At 42.6% G+C, this 17,037-nt stretch carries 14 protein-coding genes; 8 read left to right on the top strand and 6 right to left on the bottom strand.

Annotated elements, in window-relative coordinates; genetic code table 11:
• A partial coding sequence (locus F6K37_RS14370; RefSeq protein WP_287250882.1) for an aminopeptidase P family protein occupies positions 1 to 1,081 on the bottom strand: 1,081 nt, incomplete at its 3' end.
• 267 nt (positions 1,082 to 1,348) lie between these two features.
• Between F6K37_RS14370 and F6K37_RS14375 the strand changes: the two genes are divergently transcribed.
• From F6K37_RS14375 to F6K37_RS14395, 5 genes are all read left to right on the top strand, one after another.
• Entirely contained in the window at positions 1,349 to 2,560 is a 1,212-nt protein-coding gene (locus F6K37_RS14375) for an RNA-guided endonuclease InsQ/TnpB family protein (RefSeq protein WP_083373843.1), read from the top strand.
• 21 nt (positions 2,561 to 2,581) lie between these two features.
• On the top strand, positions 2,582 to 2,893 hold the full coding sequence (locus F6K37_RS14380; protein WP_075873636.1) for an ABA4-like family protein: 312 nt from the start codon (positions 2,582 to 2,584) through the stop codon (positions 2,891 to 2,893).
• A 382-nt stretch (positions 2,894 to 3,275) separates the two neighbouring features.
• The gene (locus F6K37_RS14385; protein ID WP_287250884.1) at positions 3,276 to 5,717 is read left to right on the top strand and encodes a dynamin family protein; all 2,442 of its coding nucleotides are present in this window, start codon (positions 3,276 to 3,278) and stop codon (positions 5,715 to 5,717) included.
• Between the two features lie 88 nt (positions 5,718 to 5,805).
• A complete protein-coding gene (locus F6K37_RS14390; RefSeq protein ID WP_287250885.1) occupies positions 5,806 to 6,690 on the top strand; it encodes a hypothetical protein in 885 nt (294 codons plus the stop codon).
• A gap of 129 nt (positions 6,691 to 6,819) precedes the next feature.
• Positions 6,820 to 9,123 carry a dynamin family protein gene (locus F6K37_RS14395; RefSeq protein WP_287250886.1) on the top strand — a complete coding sequence of 768 codons (2,304 nt, stop codon included), beginning with the start codon at positions 6,820 to 6,822 and terminating at the stop codon, positions 9,121 to 9,123.
• A 284-nt stretch (positions 9,124 to 9,407) separates the two neighbouring features.
• Here the strand turns inward: F6K37_RS14395 and F6K37_RS14400 are convergent, their stop codons facing one another.
• The 3 genes from F6K37_RS14400 to F6K37_RS14410 form a co-directional block, all read right to left on the bottom strand.
• Complete coding sequence (locus tag F6K37_RS14400; protein WP_287250888.1) at positions 9,408 to 10,571, bottom strand: 5-(carboxyamino)imidazole ribonucleotide synthase; 1,164 nt, start codon at positions 10,569 to 10,571, stop codon at positions 9,408 to 9,410.
• Between the two features lie 223 nt (positions 10,572 to 10,794).
• Complete coding sequence (locus F6K37_RS14405) at positions 10,795 to 11,175, bottom strand: pentapeptide repeat-containing protein (protein ID WP_008180578.1); 381 nt, start codon at positions 11,173 to 11,175, stop codon at positions 10,795 to 10,797.
• A gap of 232 nt (positions 11,176 to 11,407) precedes the next feature.
• On the bottom strand, positions 11,408 to 11,797 hold the full coding sequence (locus F6K37_RS14410; protein WP_287250889.1) for a hypothetical protein: 390 nt from the start codon (positions 11,795 to 11,797) through the stop codon (positions 11,408 to 11,410).
• A 77-nt stretch (positions 11,798 to 11,874) separates the two neighbouring features.
• On the opposite strand from F6K37_RS14410, the gene F6K37_RS14415 reads away from it, so the two are divergent.
• A complete protein-coding gene (locus F6K37_RS14415; RefSeq protein WP_044492381.1) occupies positions 11,875 to 12,225 on the top strand; it encodes a phage holin family protein in 351 nt (116 codons plus the stop codon).
• 467 nt (positions 12,226 to 12,692) lie between these two features.
• Here the strand turns inward: F6K37_RS14415 and F6K37_RS14420 are convergent, their stop codons facing one another.
• Entirely contained in the window at positions 12,693 to 12,821 is a 129-nt protein-coding gene (locus tag F6K37_RS14420; RefSeq protein WP_267871995.1) for a hypothetical protein, read from the bottom strand.
• Between the two features lie 655 nt (positions 12,822 to 13,476).
• Between F6K37_RS14420 and F6K37_RS14425 the strand changes: the two genes are divergently transcribed.
• Together F6K37_RS14425 and F6K37_RS14430 are read left to right on the top strand one after the other, a co-directional pair.
• Positions 13,477 to 16,425, top strand: a complete 2,949-nt coding sequence (locus F6K37_RS14425; protein WP_287250891.1) for a zinc-dependent metalloprotease — start codon at positions 13,477 to 13,479, stop codon at positions 16,423 to 16,425.
• On the top strand, positions 16,422 to 16,574 hold the full coding sequence (locus tag F6K37_RS14430) for a hypothetical protein (protein WP_287250892.1): 153 nt from the start codon (positions 16,422 to 16,424) through the stop codon (positions 16,572 to 16,574). Before F6K37_RS14425 ends, F6K37_RS14430 begins: the two co-directional genes overlap by 4 nt.
• 81 nt (positions 16,575 to 16,655) lie before the next feature.
• On the opposite strand, the gene F6K37_RS14435 is transcribed toward F6K37_RS14430, so the two are convergent.
• Positions 16,656 to 17,037, bottom strand: a 382-nt coding sequence (locus F6K37_RS14435; RefSeq protein ID WP_287250894.1) for a hypothetical protein, incomplete at its 5' end; no start/stop codon positions are given.

Consider the following 17,037-nt stretch of genomic DNA (forward strand, 5'->3'; position numbering starts at 1 on the left):
AATCTTCCATATCATGGACATCTAATCCCAGCAAATGACCAACACCATGGGGAAAGAATAAAGCATGGGCATCCATTGCTACTAAATCCGAGATGTCTCCTCGCAGAATCCCCAAATCTATCAATCCTTCAGCCATCACCCCTGCTGCTGTCATATGAATCTCTCGATATTCCACCCCAGGGTAAAGATTCTTGATACAGAAATCATGGGCTTCTTTGACGACATTATATATATCCCGCTGAGTAGGGGAAAATTTACCACTCACCGGCCAAGTACGGGTAATATCCGCCGCCCAACCCATAGGGGTTTCTGCTCCTACATCCGCCAGCAGTAACTCTCCCGGTTGCAGGGAATGGTGATACTCACCATTGTGGAGCACTTCCCCATGAACCGTAACAATACTTGTGTAAGCACGGGTCATATTATGGGCAATAATTACCCCTTCCATGGCTCCCCGCACTTCCGCTTCCAGTTTAGCCTTGGGAGTAGCTGCCATTCCGGCTTTATGAGCAGCAATCGAAACCTCAGCGGCTTGGCACAACTCCGATAATGCCCCCTCGTCATGGTATAACCGTAGGGATATAATGGCTTTCGCTAAATCCAAGTCAATCCCTTTTGGAGCATCAGCGGCTCCCACAGCACGACCTAATAGTTCCTGTTGTTGGCTGTAAGTAGTGGGATTTTGAACAGCAATGGTGGCTGCACCCTGAGAATGCGATTCGGCAAAGCCGACGCTATGCGATCGCAATTCTGAAAGGGGAAAAACCCGATCAGCCCCAATCATCTCAGCAATTGCCTCAGGTGAAGGGGTCTCTCCGTGCCACAACGCACTACCAGGGGCTGGCTTATCCATGAATAAATCGAGTTTGCCATCATTGAGGCAAATTACCGCATTAGTTAGGGGTAAACCAGCAAAATACAGGAAGTGACTGCTAGCCCGAAACGGGAACGAATTGGCTCGGAAATTTCGAGGACTAGGATGTCCAGACCAGAGAATTACTGGAAAATCCACCAGCTGAGCCAGTTTTTGACGCCGTTGCTTTAGTGTAGTGGCTAGAGAGCCGTCATGGTTGTTAATCATCGGATTTATTATAATTTATTTGTTTAACCTTCACCGTTGAATATTTATACCGTAAATTCCACAAGACCTGTGGAATTTGTTTAAAATTATCCCCAGGGGCGACCTAATAGTAAAATCTGCCCAGTGATCGGGTTTGGGACGAGCAATGACAATGTTATTGGTCTAAGCAACATCCAACTATGGAAACTGAACCAGAACAGATTAACACCACAGATTAACACAACAGATTAATGCGATTCGGCGTTCGCGGAGCGTGACCTTAGGTCAATGATCATAATTGAGTTCAAAGCTTACGGGAAAGAAAGTCAATACAAAGCCATAGATGAAGCTATTCGGACAGTTAAATTTGTTCGCAATTCTTGTCTTCGTTTATGGATGGACAATAAAGGGACTGGGAAATATGACCTTAGTAAGTATTGTAAAGTACTGGCTAAGCAATTCCCTTTTGCTAATGAGCTGAACTCAACAGCACGACAGGCAGCTTCTGAACGTGCATGGTCATCGATTGTTCGATTTTATGACAACTGCAAAAAGAACAAGCCTGGAAAAAAGAGCTTTCCTAGATTTCAAAAACATTGCCGGTCTGTAGAGTACAAGCAGTCTGGTTGGAAGCTATCCTCTGATAATAAGGCTATCACCTTCAGTGACAAGAAAAGCATCGGAAAGCTCAAGCTCAAGGGAACTTGGGATTTGTGGCAATTCGACAAAAAACAAATCAAAAGAGTAAGGATAATTAAACGCGCTGATGGCTACTATGTTCAATTTTGCGTAGCAGTTGACATAAAAGAAGACTTAGACCCTTCTAAGAGAAACGTTGGTCTAGATTTGGGACTAAAGGAGTTCTATACTGACTCTGACGGAAACACAGAACCAAATCCTAGATTCTATAGGAAAGGCGAAAAACGCTTAAAGTTTTATCAACGTCGAGTATCTCGGAAAGTGAAAGGCTCTGCTAACCGCAAGAAAGCCATTAACAGACTAGGAAGGCATCATCTTAGAATAAGTAGGCAGCGTGAAGAACATGCTAAGAGACTGGCACGTTGCGTAATCCGGTCTAACGACCTGGTCGCTTACGAAGATTTAAGAGTCAAGAATCTAGTAAAGAATCATTGTCTTGCTAAGTCTATTAATGACGCTGGTTGGTATCAATTCAGGAAATGGCTGGAGCATTTTGGAACTAAGTTTGGCAGAGTGACTGTAGCAGTAAATCCTGCTTATACAAGCCAAAACTGCTCAGAATGCGGCGAAGTAGTGAAGAAATCATTATCAACTAGAACTCACATTTGTAAGTGTGGTTGTAAGTTGGACAGAGACCATAACGCCGCAGTCAATATCCTTAAAAAAGCCTTGGGTACGGTGGGGCACACCGGAACCTGGATCATAGATCCGAACGCTTCGGGAGATTTAGCCTCTACTGTTCTTGGTTCCGGCCAGGTTCAGCAAGCCGAGTCTATGATCGAAGAATCCCCGCGCCTTTAGGACGGGGAGTGTCAACTATTTATTAATAGCATTACACCAGAATCCGCCCAAGCCTTATCCAATCCTCAGTTAGCCGATATTGCCCGTTTCTTTAGTGACGAAACCGTTGCTGCTACTGGCTGGATACACTTCCTAGTTCTGGACTTGTTTGTAGGCCGTTGGATTTATTGCCAAGGGCAACAGGCTGGTATTTGGACTATTCACTCCCTAATTCTATGCTTATTTGCAGGACCAATCGGACTACTTTCTCATATTATTACCGCTTGGATTACCCAGAAATCCACCTCAGATAATCCCTTAGACCCTGAAACCACCAGTCCATCACAGACATAATCAGGTAAGCTATCAGCTATCAGCTATCAGCTATCAGCTGATAGCTTACCTCAGGAGGGGTTACGGGTGGGTAAAGTTTTATTGTCCAATAAAAAAAGACCATACAGGTTTACATCTCCTACAGGAAACCCTATACTCGATCATCACCAATAATCCCATAGTAATTTCTTCATTATCCTTGCCTGGATTCACAAATATTTCATTCAGCAATTCACCTTGACAGTTTTATATTAAGTTAGGGTAATCTTAGATTAAGGGTTATTTAAAAGCTAACTAAAAGCTTAATCAAGAAATAAACCCTATAGGGGTTTTTCCGCTACTTTGAATTTCATAGTAGTTTCTATACCATCTTTACTACTCAACACTAAAGGCTTTGATTATAATGAGAAGCAACATCAAAAATATTTTTGAAGCTGTTGAACAATCAATCAATACTATTAACCAGGAATGGGGTAGTTTTCAAGATCAAATCCGTGAGCAGCTACCCCCAGAGTACCATACTGAACTCGAAGATTTAAACATCGAATTTCAGCTGGCGGTAAGTGAATTAGTTAAAGAACTCAGTCAACCGGTTCTTACCTTAGCCACAACAGGAACAACTAGCAGTGCTAAAAGTACCCTGGTCAACTTCTTGTGTGGGGCAGAAATTGTCCCAGTTGCTGTACAAGAAATGAGTGCAGGGGTTGTGATTGTAGAATACAGTGAAACGAAATCTCTGAAAATTGATCAAACCCCAGGCGCACTTTGGGAATGTGGAGAATGGCGCAATCTTACCGACGAAGACATTTATGACCGTTTAGACCAAGTCATGAAGTCCTATCTTCAAGCTAATCGAGACGGAAAAACTAGTGTTGCTTGTCCACAAACAACGATATATTATCCTTTCCGGCTTCTAGCCGATCCTAAACTGCTTGATTTGCCTGAAAAAACCAAAGTGCGAATCATGGATCTTCCCGGTTTAGCCCATGTTGGTGATGAAGGGAATGGCTCTGTGATTAGAAAATGTAAAGAAGCCTTATGTATAGTTACCTATAATAGTGCAGAAACCGATAGACAAAAAGTTAGTAACTTACTTCAAGAAGTGGTTGATCAGGTCAAAGAACTAGGAGGCTCACCAGCCCGGATGCTCTTTGTGCTGAATCGGATTGATGAGTTTCGCAAAGACCAAAATTGGCCTGATAGTGAAATAGATTTTTTCAAAAAAACTGTTCACGATATCAAACAGAAGTTAACCAAAGAGCTAGAAGAATATCAAGAAGATATTAGTGCTTTAAAAGTAATAAAAATGAGTGCATTGCCAGCTTTATTTTCGATGCAAATGAAGAGTGATGATCAACAAAAAAGCACTCAAGCCTCTCGAAAAATAGACAGTATGTTTAACTTCTTAATTCCAGAAGAGATTATAGAAGATTTACCCAGAAAAGTAGAGCGATGGGAAAACCATGAGCGCCGCCGTGTTGCCGAGAAGGTTTGGGAAGTATCTTACGCAGAGGAATTTCACAAATACCTGAAAGAGCATATCGATGAAAACTTTCCACAATTAGTTATTCCACAAATTGTAGACCGCTTTAAAGCTAAAGCAGGTAATGCAGTAGCAGAGTGGGCTATACAAACCACTTATGCTTTCATTAATAGCTCAGAAGAAGACTACCAAAAAGAATGTAATAATATTTTCCAAATTCGGCAAGACATCAGTCAGTTTATTTTACAAAAAGCTCAAGAACTAAGAGGCCCTTTTGAACAGATTGAAAATGCTCTAGAAGGTTTAATGAAAGAAAGTGGTCAAATGGCTTCACCAGAGCAGGAATCAATCGATCCTAGAACAAGGACAGATCAGATTATTGCCGATATTATTCGCGAACTAAGAGAAAGCTCTTATCAAGAGCGTGCAGACAGCTTAGTGCCCCTTTATGGATGGCGAAAAGCTATGACAGAAGGAGTCGAGGAAATATTGGAACCTGTAATTGAGTCTTTGGATAACGGAAAACTCCGCTTAAACAGTAAAACCCTTCAAGCTGCTAATCCGACAATATTAAATCTTTTAGAAAGAACAATTGACGATTTAATTGACTTAGGGTATTCTCCTGAAGTAGCTGAGAACGGCAAGGAGATCGAAGCACGTACTTACGAAGAAAAAAGTAATCTTACCAAGCTCAATGATAAGTTGAATCAGTTAGCTGATATCTTGAAGCTTTTGATCAATGAAGCAGTAAAAAAAATATTAGAGCGAGAAATGAGGAGAGTGCGTGATGCTTTAGAAACCTTGTTGAATGCTTACTTATCTATTCTGGAAGAAGGAATGAGCAGTATTGCCCCTAATATAGGGATTAGCTTTTCAAACTCACAAATGGTAAAAATTGATATTGAACTTCAGCCAAGCTTTGAATTTAAAGCAGGATTTCCAATTGTGGAAGGGACATGGTTAGAACATGTTGAAGTTCCAAAACATAAAAGAGATTGGTGGTCTCTCTGGATTTGGAAAAGAATAGCATACTATATAGAAACCAAAGAACGCTCTAGTGATAATGCTAAGTTACCAAAAACTGAAGACATCCTGAAAGGATGGCTACTGCAAAAAAAACAGGCAGAAGTAGAAATTTATCGTCAGGTTGCCGATTGGTTTATATCTCAAATCAATAGCTTTCTAACTGGAGTTGAATCTTCTCAAAAGGAAATTGTAGACCGTTATCAAGAGCGGCTCGACAAAGCCCACGATCAAGCTAGACTGTCTCATCAACAAGACTTATCCATATGGAATTACCTACAACTAGAAGCTAAACAACTTGAGGATAATATTAAGAAAGCTGGAAAAGTACTGAGGTAGTTTATGTTGATTTTGTAAAATGATAAAGTAACCTGTTTAAGTTACTAATTTTCATGATTATGTTTAGTATGAAGAGTACCGCAATGAAATGAATCAAGACTACCAAGACCCCCTAAAAATCTATCAAGAGCAGTTCAAGGAAATTTATGCGGTTATTAAAAATCGTGATCGGGGGTGTCTCTATGAAGCGATCGCTTATCTAGACCCAGAGAATAGTGAAGATATTTGTCACTATTTTGGCATAGATAAAAATTCGACTCTCGACAATGACTTCAAATTTTGTAAACCTTTCTTGTCCAGTCCAATCAAGGATTTATTTATATTTCAAATTCCTTTCCTAAAGGAAATCGCACAAATCCCAGAAGCAATGGAATTTCCTAATTTTTTGGTCCCAATTCAAGATAATAACGGAATGTTTACAGTAATAATTATTGTAGCTTTCATACTTCCTGCATTATATTATATTGCAGTTAAACAATCAGAGCAAAGACGTAAATTAAATAAAGATAGAAATATAAGACAGCCTCAAGTAAATAGAAATATAAGGGAGCCTCAAGTAAAAGCTAGAGACCGATATTTATATGACTATCAACCTAGACTTACTGGATTATCAAGAAAGCCTTCTGTTTTGTGCTTGGTTGTTCCTTCTCATCAATTCAGTGGATTGAATCCAGGTCTTCAGATTCCTTCAAGTCGTGTTAAAAAACTTATATCCTCTGCATCTTATTTTTTATGTGATGGTTCAGTCCAAGCTATTGAGCAAAAAGTCAATCTTAATTTCAGTGGAAGTAGTATCAATTTTTATAGTGAAGAATATGCTTATATCCAGCTGATAATTCCTGAAGGTGAAGGGATGATTGCTCAGGAGACAAAATACAGTCTTAAGAAGAAGCTACCTGATGGTGATGCTAAAATCAATAAAATTGCTCGTCTTATCAACCTAGATGGTTTAGAAAATTTTATCTGCGCTTAAGGAATTATAGCAATTCTGTTTCCCATGAGGTACCAAGGGATCCCCCTAAATCCCCCTTAAAAAGGGGGACTTTGAGGTTGCTTACTTTACCTCATACATTCAATAAACGCTATAAAAGAGATTGGAAAAATGGATTGGAAAACTGCTTCATCCTATTATGAAACTCGTTTAAGTGACGCCTTAACTGTGCTGCGCCACGCTGTTGATTTAGCTAGGCTTCCTCAAGCGGGAGTTCCTGGTCACCTCAAAGAGGTGCTGTTGGAAGAAGAAAAACCCGCTCGTCGTCAGCTTGAACGCTTGAAAAAGCGAGAATTTCGGATTGCTGTTGTGGGCTTGGAAAAAGCCGGAAAAAGTACCTTTGTTAATGCCTGGTTAGATTGTGATTTACTGCCAGCAAAAGCTGGACGTTGTACCTTTACAACTACACAAATTTATTCCGTTGAACAAGATTCTCAGCAAAGGCTAGAAGTTGAGCCTAAAACCGAAGAACAATTTACTAGTCTGTTGCATGAACTGGAGTCAGAATCCAACAGTAATTCTAGGCATAGAGATGGAGCTAAACAAGATTTAGATACAATCCGAAAGTATCAAGACACCTTAAGACAAGTTCGTAGCGAAGGTCGGAAAACTCTCCCATTTAGTCGCCTTGAAGACATTAACAAAGACCTGAACAAGTATGTTGCTGATGAGCAATACGCCCATGCAGTATTAGAAGCTAGACTCTATACCAATAAACTCGTCCAAGCTGAAGGTATTGTTTTCTATGATGTGCCTGGATTAGACTCAGGGTTAGCCAAGCATATAGAGGAATCTAGAGAAATGCTATCAGATTGTGATGCTGTGATTGTGGTGCAGCAATTTTCTAGTATTCGGGGTGCAGAACTTCAAATTCTTGAGTTTACTGAGCAGGGTGACAAGAATGTAAACGTTGCCGATAAACTTTTCGTTTTCTTGAGTCGGATTGATCAGTTTGCTAGTCCAGCAGCTCTTCAAGAACATCTGGATGTAGCATCAAAAGATTGGTATCGACGAGCACAATTATCTCCTCAGCGAATTGTCCATGGTTCAGCGGGAGCTTATTTAGTATTAAATGGTTTTGCTAATGAACAAACATTCAAATGTGTTGGCAGTCCGGAATCAATTTTAAATAAGCTTAACTGTCTGACAGGTATCGAAGACGAAGAAGCTTTAAGACAGGAAGCGACTGGTATTCAGGAAATCAAGGCTCGCATTACTGATTATATTAATAATGAACGGGTTAGTGTTTTACAGAAACGTTGTGATGCTTTAATCAATAAAATACTCACAACATCAAAAGAAATTTTTGATATCGTTAGTAAGCGATATCCTGAGAATCCAGCGGAAGCCAAGCGATTACAAGAAAATCAACGGCGTATTGAATTTTCCCAGTGGTGGGAAGAAAAGTGGAAAACCATTAAAGCAGACCTGAGCGACTATTATAACGATAATATTCGCAAGTCTACGGCAGCAGGGGAAGAATCTCTCACGTCAGATATCCTAGAAAAATTTCGGTCTCGATATCTCGAGGATATTGAGAGTAACATTGAAGAAATCAGGAATAATAATGAGCAAAGAAAAGAACGAATTTTCAATGAAAATGATTCCGGTATATTTGATGCTCAAGTAACTAACTATAACTGGCGGAAAGAACTTTCTGCTACCATTAGCATTTTCTTAGTAGATATTGCTCATAACCTTGCCCTAGAAATCAAAGAAGAGGCATTAAAGTTAGTTGACCATCTGACCACGTTACTCTGGAAAACCCAGGAATTAGAGCAGCGACTTATTGGTAATCCCGAGCAGTTTGTGGAACTCTTAAGTCGAAGTTTGACCGCGTTATTTCTTCGCTTTGCCCGTCCCGTTGCCGACTCCTTAATTCCTGGTCCTTTAGGGAGTGAAACTCGTCAGCGTATTGTGAAAAGACTGGGAGCCGATATAGAAGTAGTCGATATTTACTACAGTGGGGAAGAGAAGGCTTTCAGCGTCCTAAGACGATATGTAAATCGTGGGTCAAAGTTGCTCTATGATCCCAAGCTGCGCCATGAGCTATTAGGTATTCGTGAAGTCTCTGGGGATGTGCCACCAAAACCTACCAATTCAGCGGAGGAGGTAATCTTGGAAGTTGAAACGGATATCACAGCGTTTGAAACCTATTTGCGTTCGGCCATCTTTGAGGCCGCAGGGTTTGAGCAATTTTGCCTACAAGAACTCGATCAATTGCGCGATCGCTTTATTCAATATGAAGCCGTGTGGCGAGGAGTAGCCCAGAATGAATGGTTAGAAGAAAATCCCTTACTAATGGCTGAAATGCCCGAACATTTAAAGGCTCACGAAGTCAATTTAGAAGTTAGCGATCGCTTACGCCAGTTATCTACTGCTTTAGCAAAGGGAGTAGGGAGTAGTAGAATGTAGAATTAATAATTTAGAATTTAGAATTAATAATTAAGAATTAATAATTGAGAATTGAGAATTGAGACTTCTACATTCTACATTCTACATTCTACATTCTTAATTCTACATTCTACATTCTACATTCTACATTCTTAATTCTAGATTCTACATTCTAGATTCTACATTCTTAATTCTAGATTCTACATTCTAGATTCTACATTCTAGATTCTACATTCTAGATTCTACATTCTTAATTCTACATTCTACATTCTACATTCTACATTCTACATTCTTAATTCTGAGTATTAGCCATACCAAACCGATTCAACCTTCTCAATTACCTCTTGTACCGAATTCCCATCATTCAAAACCGTAACATGACCTAACTTACGTCCTGGGCGGGATTGAGTCTTACCATACCAATGGACAAACGCCCCTGGTAAACTGGCTAAGGTCTGCCGTTTCTGTTGGTAATCATCCTGGGAAGATTCATAACCCAAAAGATTGACCATTACTGCACTGGGACAATGCATCTGTGGGCTACCTAAGGGTAAACCTACCACGGCTCGCAGTTGCTGCTCAAATTGAGAGGTTTCGCAAGCATCAATGGTGTAATGACCGGAATTATGGGTACGAGGGGACACTTCATTAACCAAAACTTTGTTATTGCTAGTCAGGAATAACTCAATCCCAAAGACTCCCACTACCTCTAAACTAGTCAGGAGAGTTTTTGCGATCGCATTCACCTCCGCCACCGTATCTGGGCTAATCTGGGCCGGTGCAATCACTCGCCGACACACCTGTTCTTCCTGCTGAGTTTCCACCACCGGGTAAACCACCACCTCCCCATCTACAGAACGAGCAGCCATTACTGCCAACTCCCGTTCAAAGGGAATAAACTCTTCTAGCACCACAGGTTGATTGCTTAACTGGTTCCAAGTTTCCTGTAAGCTATGACTGTCTTTAATAATAAACGTACCCTTGCCGTCATAACCTTGGCGTCGCGCTTTCAGCACCAGAGGAAACTCTAACTCACTCAGGTTGATGGGGGTTCGAGAAGAGGCTAGGGACTTTAATTCCTGCTTACCCACTTCCCCCTCCAGACTGATAAACTCTGGCTGGGGTAAACCAATCCGATCGAAATAGCAGCGTTGGTCATATTTATCCAACAGTGGCGCTAGGGCCTCTAGTCGGGGGTAAAAGCAAATTCCCCGCTTTGCCAGATATTTCAGGGCATGGAGGTTAATAAATTCATTCTCAAAGGTAATCACATCACAGCGAGATGCCATTTGCTCGGTAGCCACCCCATCATCAATAGCAGCAAAGACAGTTTCAGCAGCAACACAGACAGCTGGATCAGTAATATTAGGAGTTTGAACCACTAGCCGAATACCCAAAGATTTGGCAGCCATTGCCATCATCCAGGCCAGTTGTCCTCCACCAATTACACCTACTCGTTTAATCGACATCCCAAAGACTCACAAGTCGCAACACCAGTTTTCAGATGCACCTCTAGCAAACAGTTATCAAATTTGCACACCATCCAGCATACCATCGGTCAAGTAAGCCCCATCGATCAAGACTGTTGACTATTTGATAGTCAACAGTCAACATTCAACAGTCAACATTCAACAGTCAACATTCAACAGTCAACATTCAACAGTCAACATTCAACAGTCAACATTCAACACCTTACCAACACCCCAAAGAGTCACGAGTCACCACACCAGTTGTAGGATTCACCCCACTTGCTACATCGCAGAGTTTTAACCGTTCTCTGACCGGTTGGATCAGGGTGCTAGTAAAATCAGCACCGGTGATGTCAGCCCCATCAAAACTGGCACGTTGCAGTAAGGCACCAGTAAAGATGACATCAGTTAAATCTGCATCATTGAAGCTAATGTTGTAGGTGTCGCTCTTGGTCAAGTCTGCTCCATGGAGATTAGCATTATTCAGGGTAGTATGTTTGATAGATGCTTGGATCAATTTGGCATCGGCTAAGTTAGCCTGGTCCAAATTGCAATAGGTAATTTTGACTTTCTGTAAGTCTTCACCAGATAAGTCTGCTCCCACGAGTTGTTTCCCATCGCAGGCTATACTCTTGGCGTGAACGGGTAAGGGATAACAAAAAACAGAGCACGCAAATAAGAATGTAACCAGTAGCCGGAAAAACATAAAGATTTATTGCTGCAATCGTCCAATTTAATCATACTGTGATGCATAATCACTTGAGTTATACCAAAGGTAAGCATATGCGCGTTCGCGCACGCTGCTTGAGGTGCCGTCAGCGGTCAGCGGTCAGTGCTCAGCCGTTGGCTGAAAGCTGAAAGCTGATAGCTGAACGCGATCGCGTGTGCCTAGCACATATGCTGATGGCTGAAAGCTGATAGCTGAAAGCTGAACGCGATCGCGTGTGCCTAGCACATATGCTGATGGCTGAAAGCTGATAGCTCATAGCTGAACGCGATCGCGTGTGCCTAGCACATATGCTGATGGCTGAAAGCTGATAGCTGAAAGCTGAACGCGATCGCGTGTGCCTAGCACATATGCTGATGGCTGAAAGCTGATAGCTCATAGCTGAACGCGATCGCGTGTGCCTAGCACATATGCTGATGGCTGAAAGCTGATAGCTGAAAGCTGAACGCGATCGCGTGTGCCTAGCACATATGCTGATGGCTGAAAGCTGATAGCTCATAGCTGACGGCTGAATGCTTACAGGCTAATCTTGCCAGAATCGCTAAAATCATAGTGAGCGATATTTTTGTGAGATCGATGCTTAATATATTTTTGACTTGGCTGCTAAGTGCTATCTCACTAATGATTACTGCTTACCTGGTACCAGGAATTACCATTAGTGGTTTTGGTGCAGCTGCTGTAGCGGTAGTAGTCATTGGTTTAGTGAACGCCATCATTAGACCGATTCTAGTGATTCTGACCTTGCCCATCACAATTTTATCCATGGGACTATTTCTGTTGGTGATTAATGCTATCACCCTATCCCTGGCATCCTATTTCACTCCTGCTGCGTTTATGGTCAACGGTTTCTGGCCAGCTTTTTTTGGGGCCATCGTTCTGACTTTGGTGTCTAGTGTTATCAATAGCTTGGCTGCTAATCAAGTTTAAGCTATCAGCTATCAGCGTGTCGCGTATCAGCCGCTTTAACTGCACGGGGTCGGATTAGTAAAACCAGCAGGGATTCTGAACCAGACGTAGCATAACCCCTGGTGCTTGTTTACTACCTGCCGTTGATGAGCTGACTGTTGACAGCACCTCAAGTAGCGTGGGCGTAGCGCATTTGCTGAATGCTTACCTAATTTAGCTGACACTACTTTCAGTCAACTATACTTCTGAGCTTAAGTAGTCAGCTGCAAGGGCTGACTAATAAATACCTGAAAGCTGACTGCTCAAAGTATAGCTTGACTTGAAGTCACTGTACAGTTTTTTTGTAAGCATTCAGCTATCAGCCGTCAGCCGTCAGCTAATTAACTAATCAACGGGAGGTAGTAAACAAGCTTACGAACGAGTATGGCTGGTTGACAATCCCTGCTCGTTTGACTGATCCGACCCAGTGCAGTTAAAGCGCCTACTCGCTAATAGCTGATAGCTGTTCGCACCTCAAGCAGCGTGGCCATTAGCGTAGCGTGGCCAACGGCCAAGGCCAAGCGTGCGCGTAGCGCATTAGCTGACGGCTGAATGCTTAGGTTTTTTTGAACTGCCAAGGCTCAAAGTACAGGAAAAATAGATCTAGACTAACCCAAGGTGTGGAAATTTCGGGGTGCTTGAAGGGTTAGTCCATTGATTCGTCTATTTAATTAAAAAAAGCTATAGTAAAACCACTATAGTAAAATCACACCATCTTGAATAAAAATAAATAGAACATCTAAAACCATGGCTCTGCTCTGTGCTTCCCATTGATAGTAATACTTAAGTAATACTTAGGAATCAGAAGCTATAAAGATTAAACTAATCAACAACTAATCAATTGTAACTCTAGCAGCTATCAATTGGTTGAAGTACTTTCGTCTTGGGGAGTAGGGAGTAGAGAGTAGGGAGTAGGGATAAAAAAAATGAAGGGACATTATATAGCAGAAGTCAGAAGTCAGAAGTCAGAAGTCAGAAGTCAGAAGTCAGAAGTCAGAAGTCAAACTCTTGCGCTTACAAAGGGTGTGAGACTTTTGTCATGTCCTAACTGCCCTGGCGACTGCTATAAGTGTCATAAACGCTATAATCAATAATTAATTGTCAAATTTAGGAAGTTGGTAATTATGATATGAAGTGATGAAGTTTAAATTTTTAAGCTTTCATGATTCCTAACCATGATAATTATTAATCAGTCCTCTTTATTTTCGTAAAAAAAAAATTAGTGATTAATCGATGAAAAGAATAAAGTTCTTGATATTATGTGTGTGTGCATTCGTCTTGGTACTATCCCCTTTGTACCTCCAAACCATAGCTCTATCTACTCCAAGGGGCAATACTTTGGATCAACAGTTGGGTCAACAGATTGTTGACTCGCCCCAACTAACCTTAGCCCATAACCAAGTTCAAACTCCTGAAATTGCTGAAGGCCCCTCAGAGGCACCCTCAGAGGATTTATCCGATTCAGATAGTAGTAATTCCAAGTTAAAGCCCTTTGATAAGGTCGTAGAAGATGCCGAAGAATTAGCAGGATTACTCACCCTCTACCGCAATAAAGAAAAAGACAAAGTTTATTTAGAAATTGAGCCCGATCAACTAAATCAAAACTTCCTATGTGTTGTCACCCTTGCTTCGGGAATTGGGGAGTTGGGGCTCCAAACAGGTTGGCCAGTTAATGATTTTTTGTTCCAATTCCGCCGCCGACAGAAGACCATAGATTTAGTCATACCAAATATCTACTTCCGTACTCGACCCGGTGACCCCCAAGAGCGTTCTGTTAAGCGTTCTTTTAGTGATTCGGTGCTATATTCCCTGCCCATTACCAGTATTCATCCAGAACGAAAAACTCTGTTGGTGGATTTAACACCACTCCTAGTCAGCGATGGGTCTTTCTCTGGACTAGCATCGGCTTTTCCTTGGATATTAGGAGGCAGTTATGGAGTAGACCCTCAAAAATCCTATGTCAGTGACGCTCAAGCATTTCCGTTGAATGTAGAGATTGAGTCGGTTTATGGCTTTTCTGGTGGAGGAGATTTATTCTTTCCCTTAAGGAGTCTGCCAGATCAACGGGCTTTTAATCTTAGTGTCCGCTATAGCTTTTCTCAACTACCGACTAACAATGGTTACCGTCATCGACTAGCGGATGAACGGGTAGGCTATTTCATCAGTGCTTATCAAAATCTATCCAATCAAAACCGCAAACAGCCCTTTATCCGTTATATCAGGCGCTGGAATTTAGAAAAACAAGACCCTACTGCTACTGTATCCCCCCCAAAAGAACCGATTGTATTTTGGATTGAAAATACTGTACCTCTAGAGTACCGAGATGCAATTCGGGAGGGGATTTTGATGTGGAATGAAGCGTTTCGGGAGGCAGGGTTTGACAATGCCATTGAAGTGCGGCAAATGCCAGATGATGCGACCTGGGACCCGGCTGATATTCGCTATAACACCATTCGCTGGTCGAATTCTTTTCCCTCATTCCCAGGCATTATCGCTATGGGACCATCCCGAGTGAACCCCTTGACTGGGGAAATCTTGGATGCAGACGTGATTATTGATGCTAATGCGGTGCGCTGGATCAAAGCGGAATACCAGGCTATTGCTTCCCAGCCTCAATCCCAGGCATTATCTGGGTTATCCCAATTCCCGTTTAATGGTTCCCTGTGTAGTAATGGCATCAAAAGTCCTTACCTCAAATGGCAGGAAATCCTCAAGAGCAATCCTGGCAAAGCGGCTCAGTTGACCCTACCAGCTGGGCAATTCCTAACCGGACTAACCCAAGTCCCAGACCATGAGTTCTGTTTTGGGATGGTATCAGCTCAGCAAGCTAAGTTTGGAGCATTGTCTCTATCGATGGTAAACCACCAGTTGCCCAGTGGTGAGGAAATGAAAACCTTCATCGAGCAGTATTTGCGCTACCTGACGGCTCACGAAGTGGGTCATACTCTGGGATTGCGCCACAATTTCCGGGGCAGCACCATGTTGAGTCCAGAGGAATTGAATAATATTGAGATTACCCGCAACCAAGGGCTAGTGGCGTCAGTAATGGATTATGTGCCAGTTAATCTAGCGCCAGAGGGAATGGAACAGGGAGATTATTTCTCGACAGTGGTTGGTCCCTATGATAAGTGGGTGATTAAGTATGGCTACACTCCTATTGATGCTCTAACTCCTCAACAAGAATTACGCACACTGCGCAAAATTGCGGCTGAAGGGTCCGAAATGGGACTATCCTATGCTACAGATGAGGATACTTTCGATTTTATTGACCCAGAAGCTAAGGTTTGGGACCTTAGTGGTGATCCATTGCGCTACTCTCAGTGGCAAATGGAGAATGCTAAGGGAATTTGGAAACGCTTGAACACCAGTTACCTGCTGCCTGAAGAAAGTGCTGGGGATTTACGCGATCGCTTTGATACGGTCTTCTCCTATTTCTTTGATAACGCTATGTCCCTTACTGGTTATATTGGGGGACAAACCTTTAATCGAAACTACACTGGTGGCAAGACTGGCACACTCCCCTTTGAACCCATCCCTGTGGAAAAACAGCGTCAGGCTTTAGCCATGCTCGGGGAGTATATGTTTGCTGAAGATACCTTTAACTTCTCACCCCAACTACTGAACCAGTTAGCCCCATCTCGCTGGACTCACTGGGGTGCTTTTACCACTATTTTCCCCCTAGATTATCCCATTCATGACCGAGTGATGTTAGTTCAAACCATTGTGCTCGGGGATTTATTTTCATCAGAACGGTTGGCTCGTTTGCGGGATGCTCAACTGAAAACTAGTTCCGGGGAAGCCTTGACCATGGCAGAAGTGTTTGACACCGTTCAAGATAGCATCTGGAAACTAGATACTAAAGGTAAAATTGAGCCAATCTCTAGCTTGCGTCGGGGATTGCAACGGCAGTATATGAGTCTTTTAGTGAACATGGCACTGCGCAATTCCAATAGTCTAGAAAGTGCCCGCACCTTCCCTGAATTTATTATTGCTATCCAAACCTTTAATACTCCTGATGATGCTCGGGTCTTAGCCCGGTATAAACTCCGTCAATTGCGGGATGCGATCGCAAAAACCTTGAACAAACAAGGGAAAAACCTTGATACTGCTAGCTTAGCCCACTTAGAAGGCGCACGCGATCGCATTACTAAAGTGTTGGATGCACCGTTGCAAGCGGAATGAATCATGACTTGAGCCGTAAGCTATCAGCTATCAGTTTTCAGCTTAAGCGCTACGCGCACGCTTCGCGAACAGCTATCAGTTTTCAGCTTAAGCGCTACGCGCACGCTTCGCGAACAGCTATCAGTTTTCAGCTATCAGCTTTCAGCTAAAGGCCAACCGCTGAGGGCCAACCGCTGAGGGCCAACCGCTGAGGGCTGAGGGCTGACCACTGACGGTTGACGGCTGAATCCTTACCTTAAGCCACTCCCCCGAATTGAATTTGGGGGATTCTGTTTGACCCGGTGGGTGGAATGAGCCTGTTGGTGGAACAGGCATCTTGCCTGTTTCATTTCCCGGCGGTCTGTCCCAACCCTGGCCACGAGGCGGAAAATGAGTACGAGCCCTTCCCTAACCCACCCTAAGCCTGTCGTCTTCCCAGGCATTATAATTTCCTTGCCATCTAGCGTTCCCCAACCTAATGAGGTACATCTCTTGTGTACCTGTTGCCTGTTGCCTGTTGCCTGTTGCCTGTTGCCTGTTGCCTGTTGCCTGTTGCCTGTTGCCTGTTGCCTGTTGCCTGTTGCCTGTTGCCTGTTGCCTGTTGCCTGTTGCCTGTTGCCTGTTGCCTGTTGC

Source organism: Moorena sp. SIO4E2 (assembly GCF_010671945.1).
In the GTDB taxonomy this organism is placed as follows: Bacteria; Cyanobacteriota; Cyanobacteriia; order Cyanobacteriales; family Coleofasciculaceae; genus Moorena; species Moorena producens.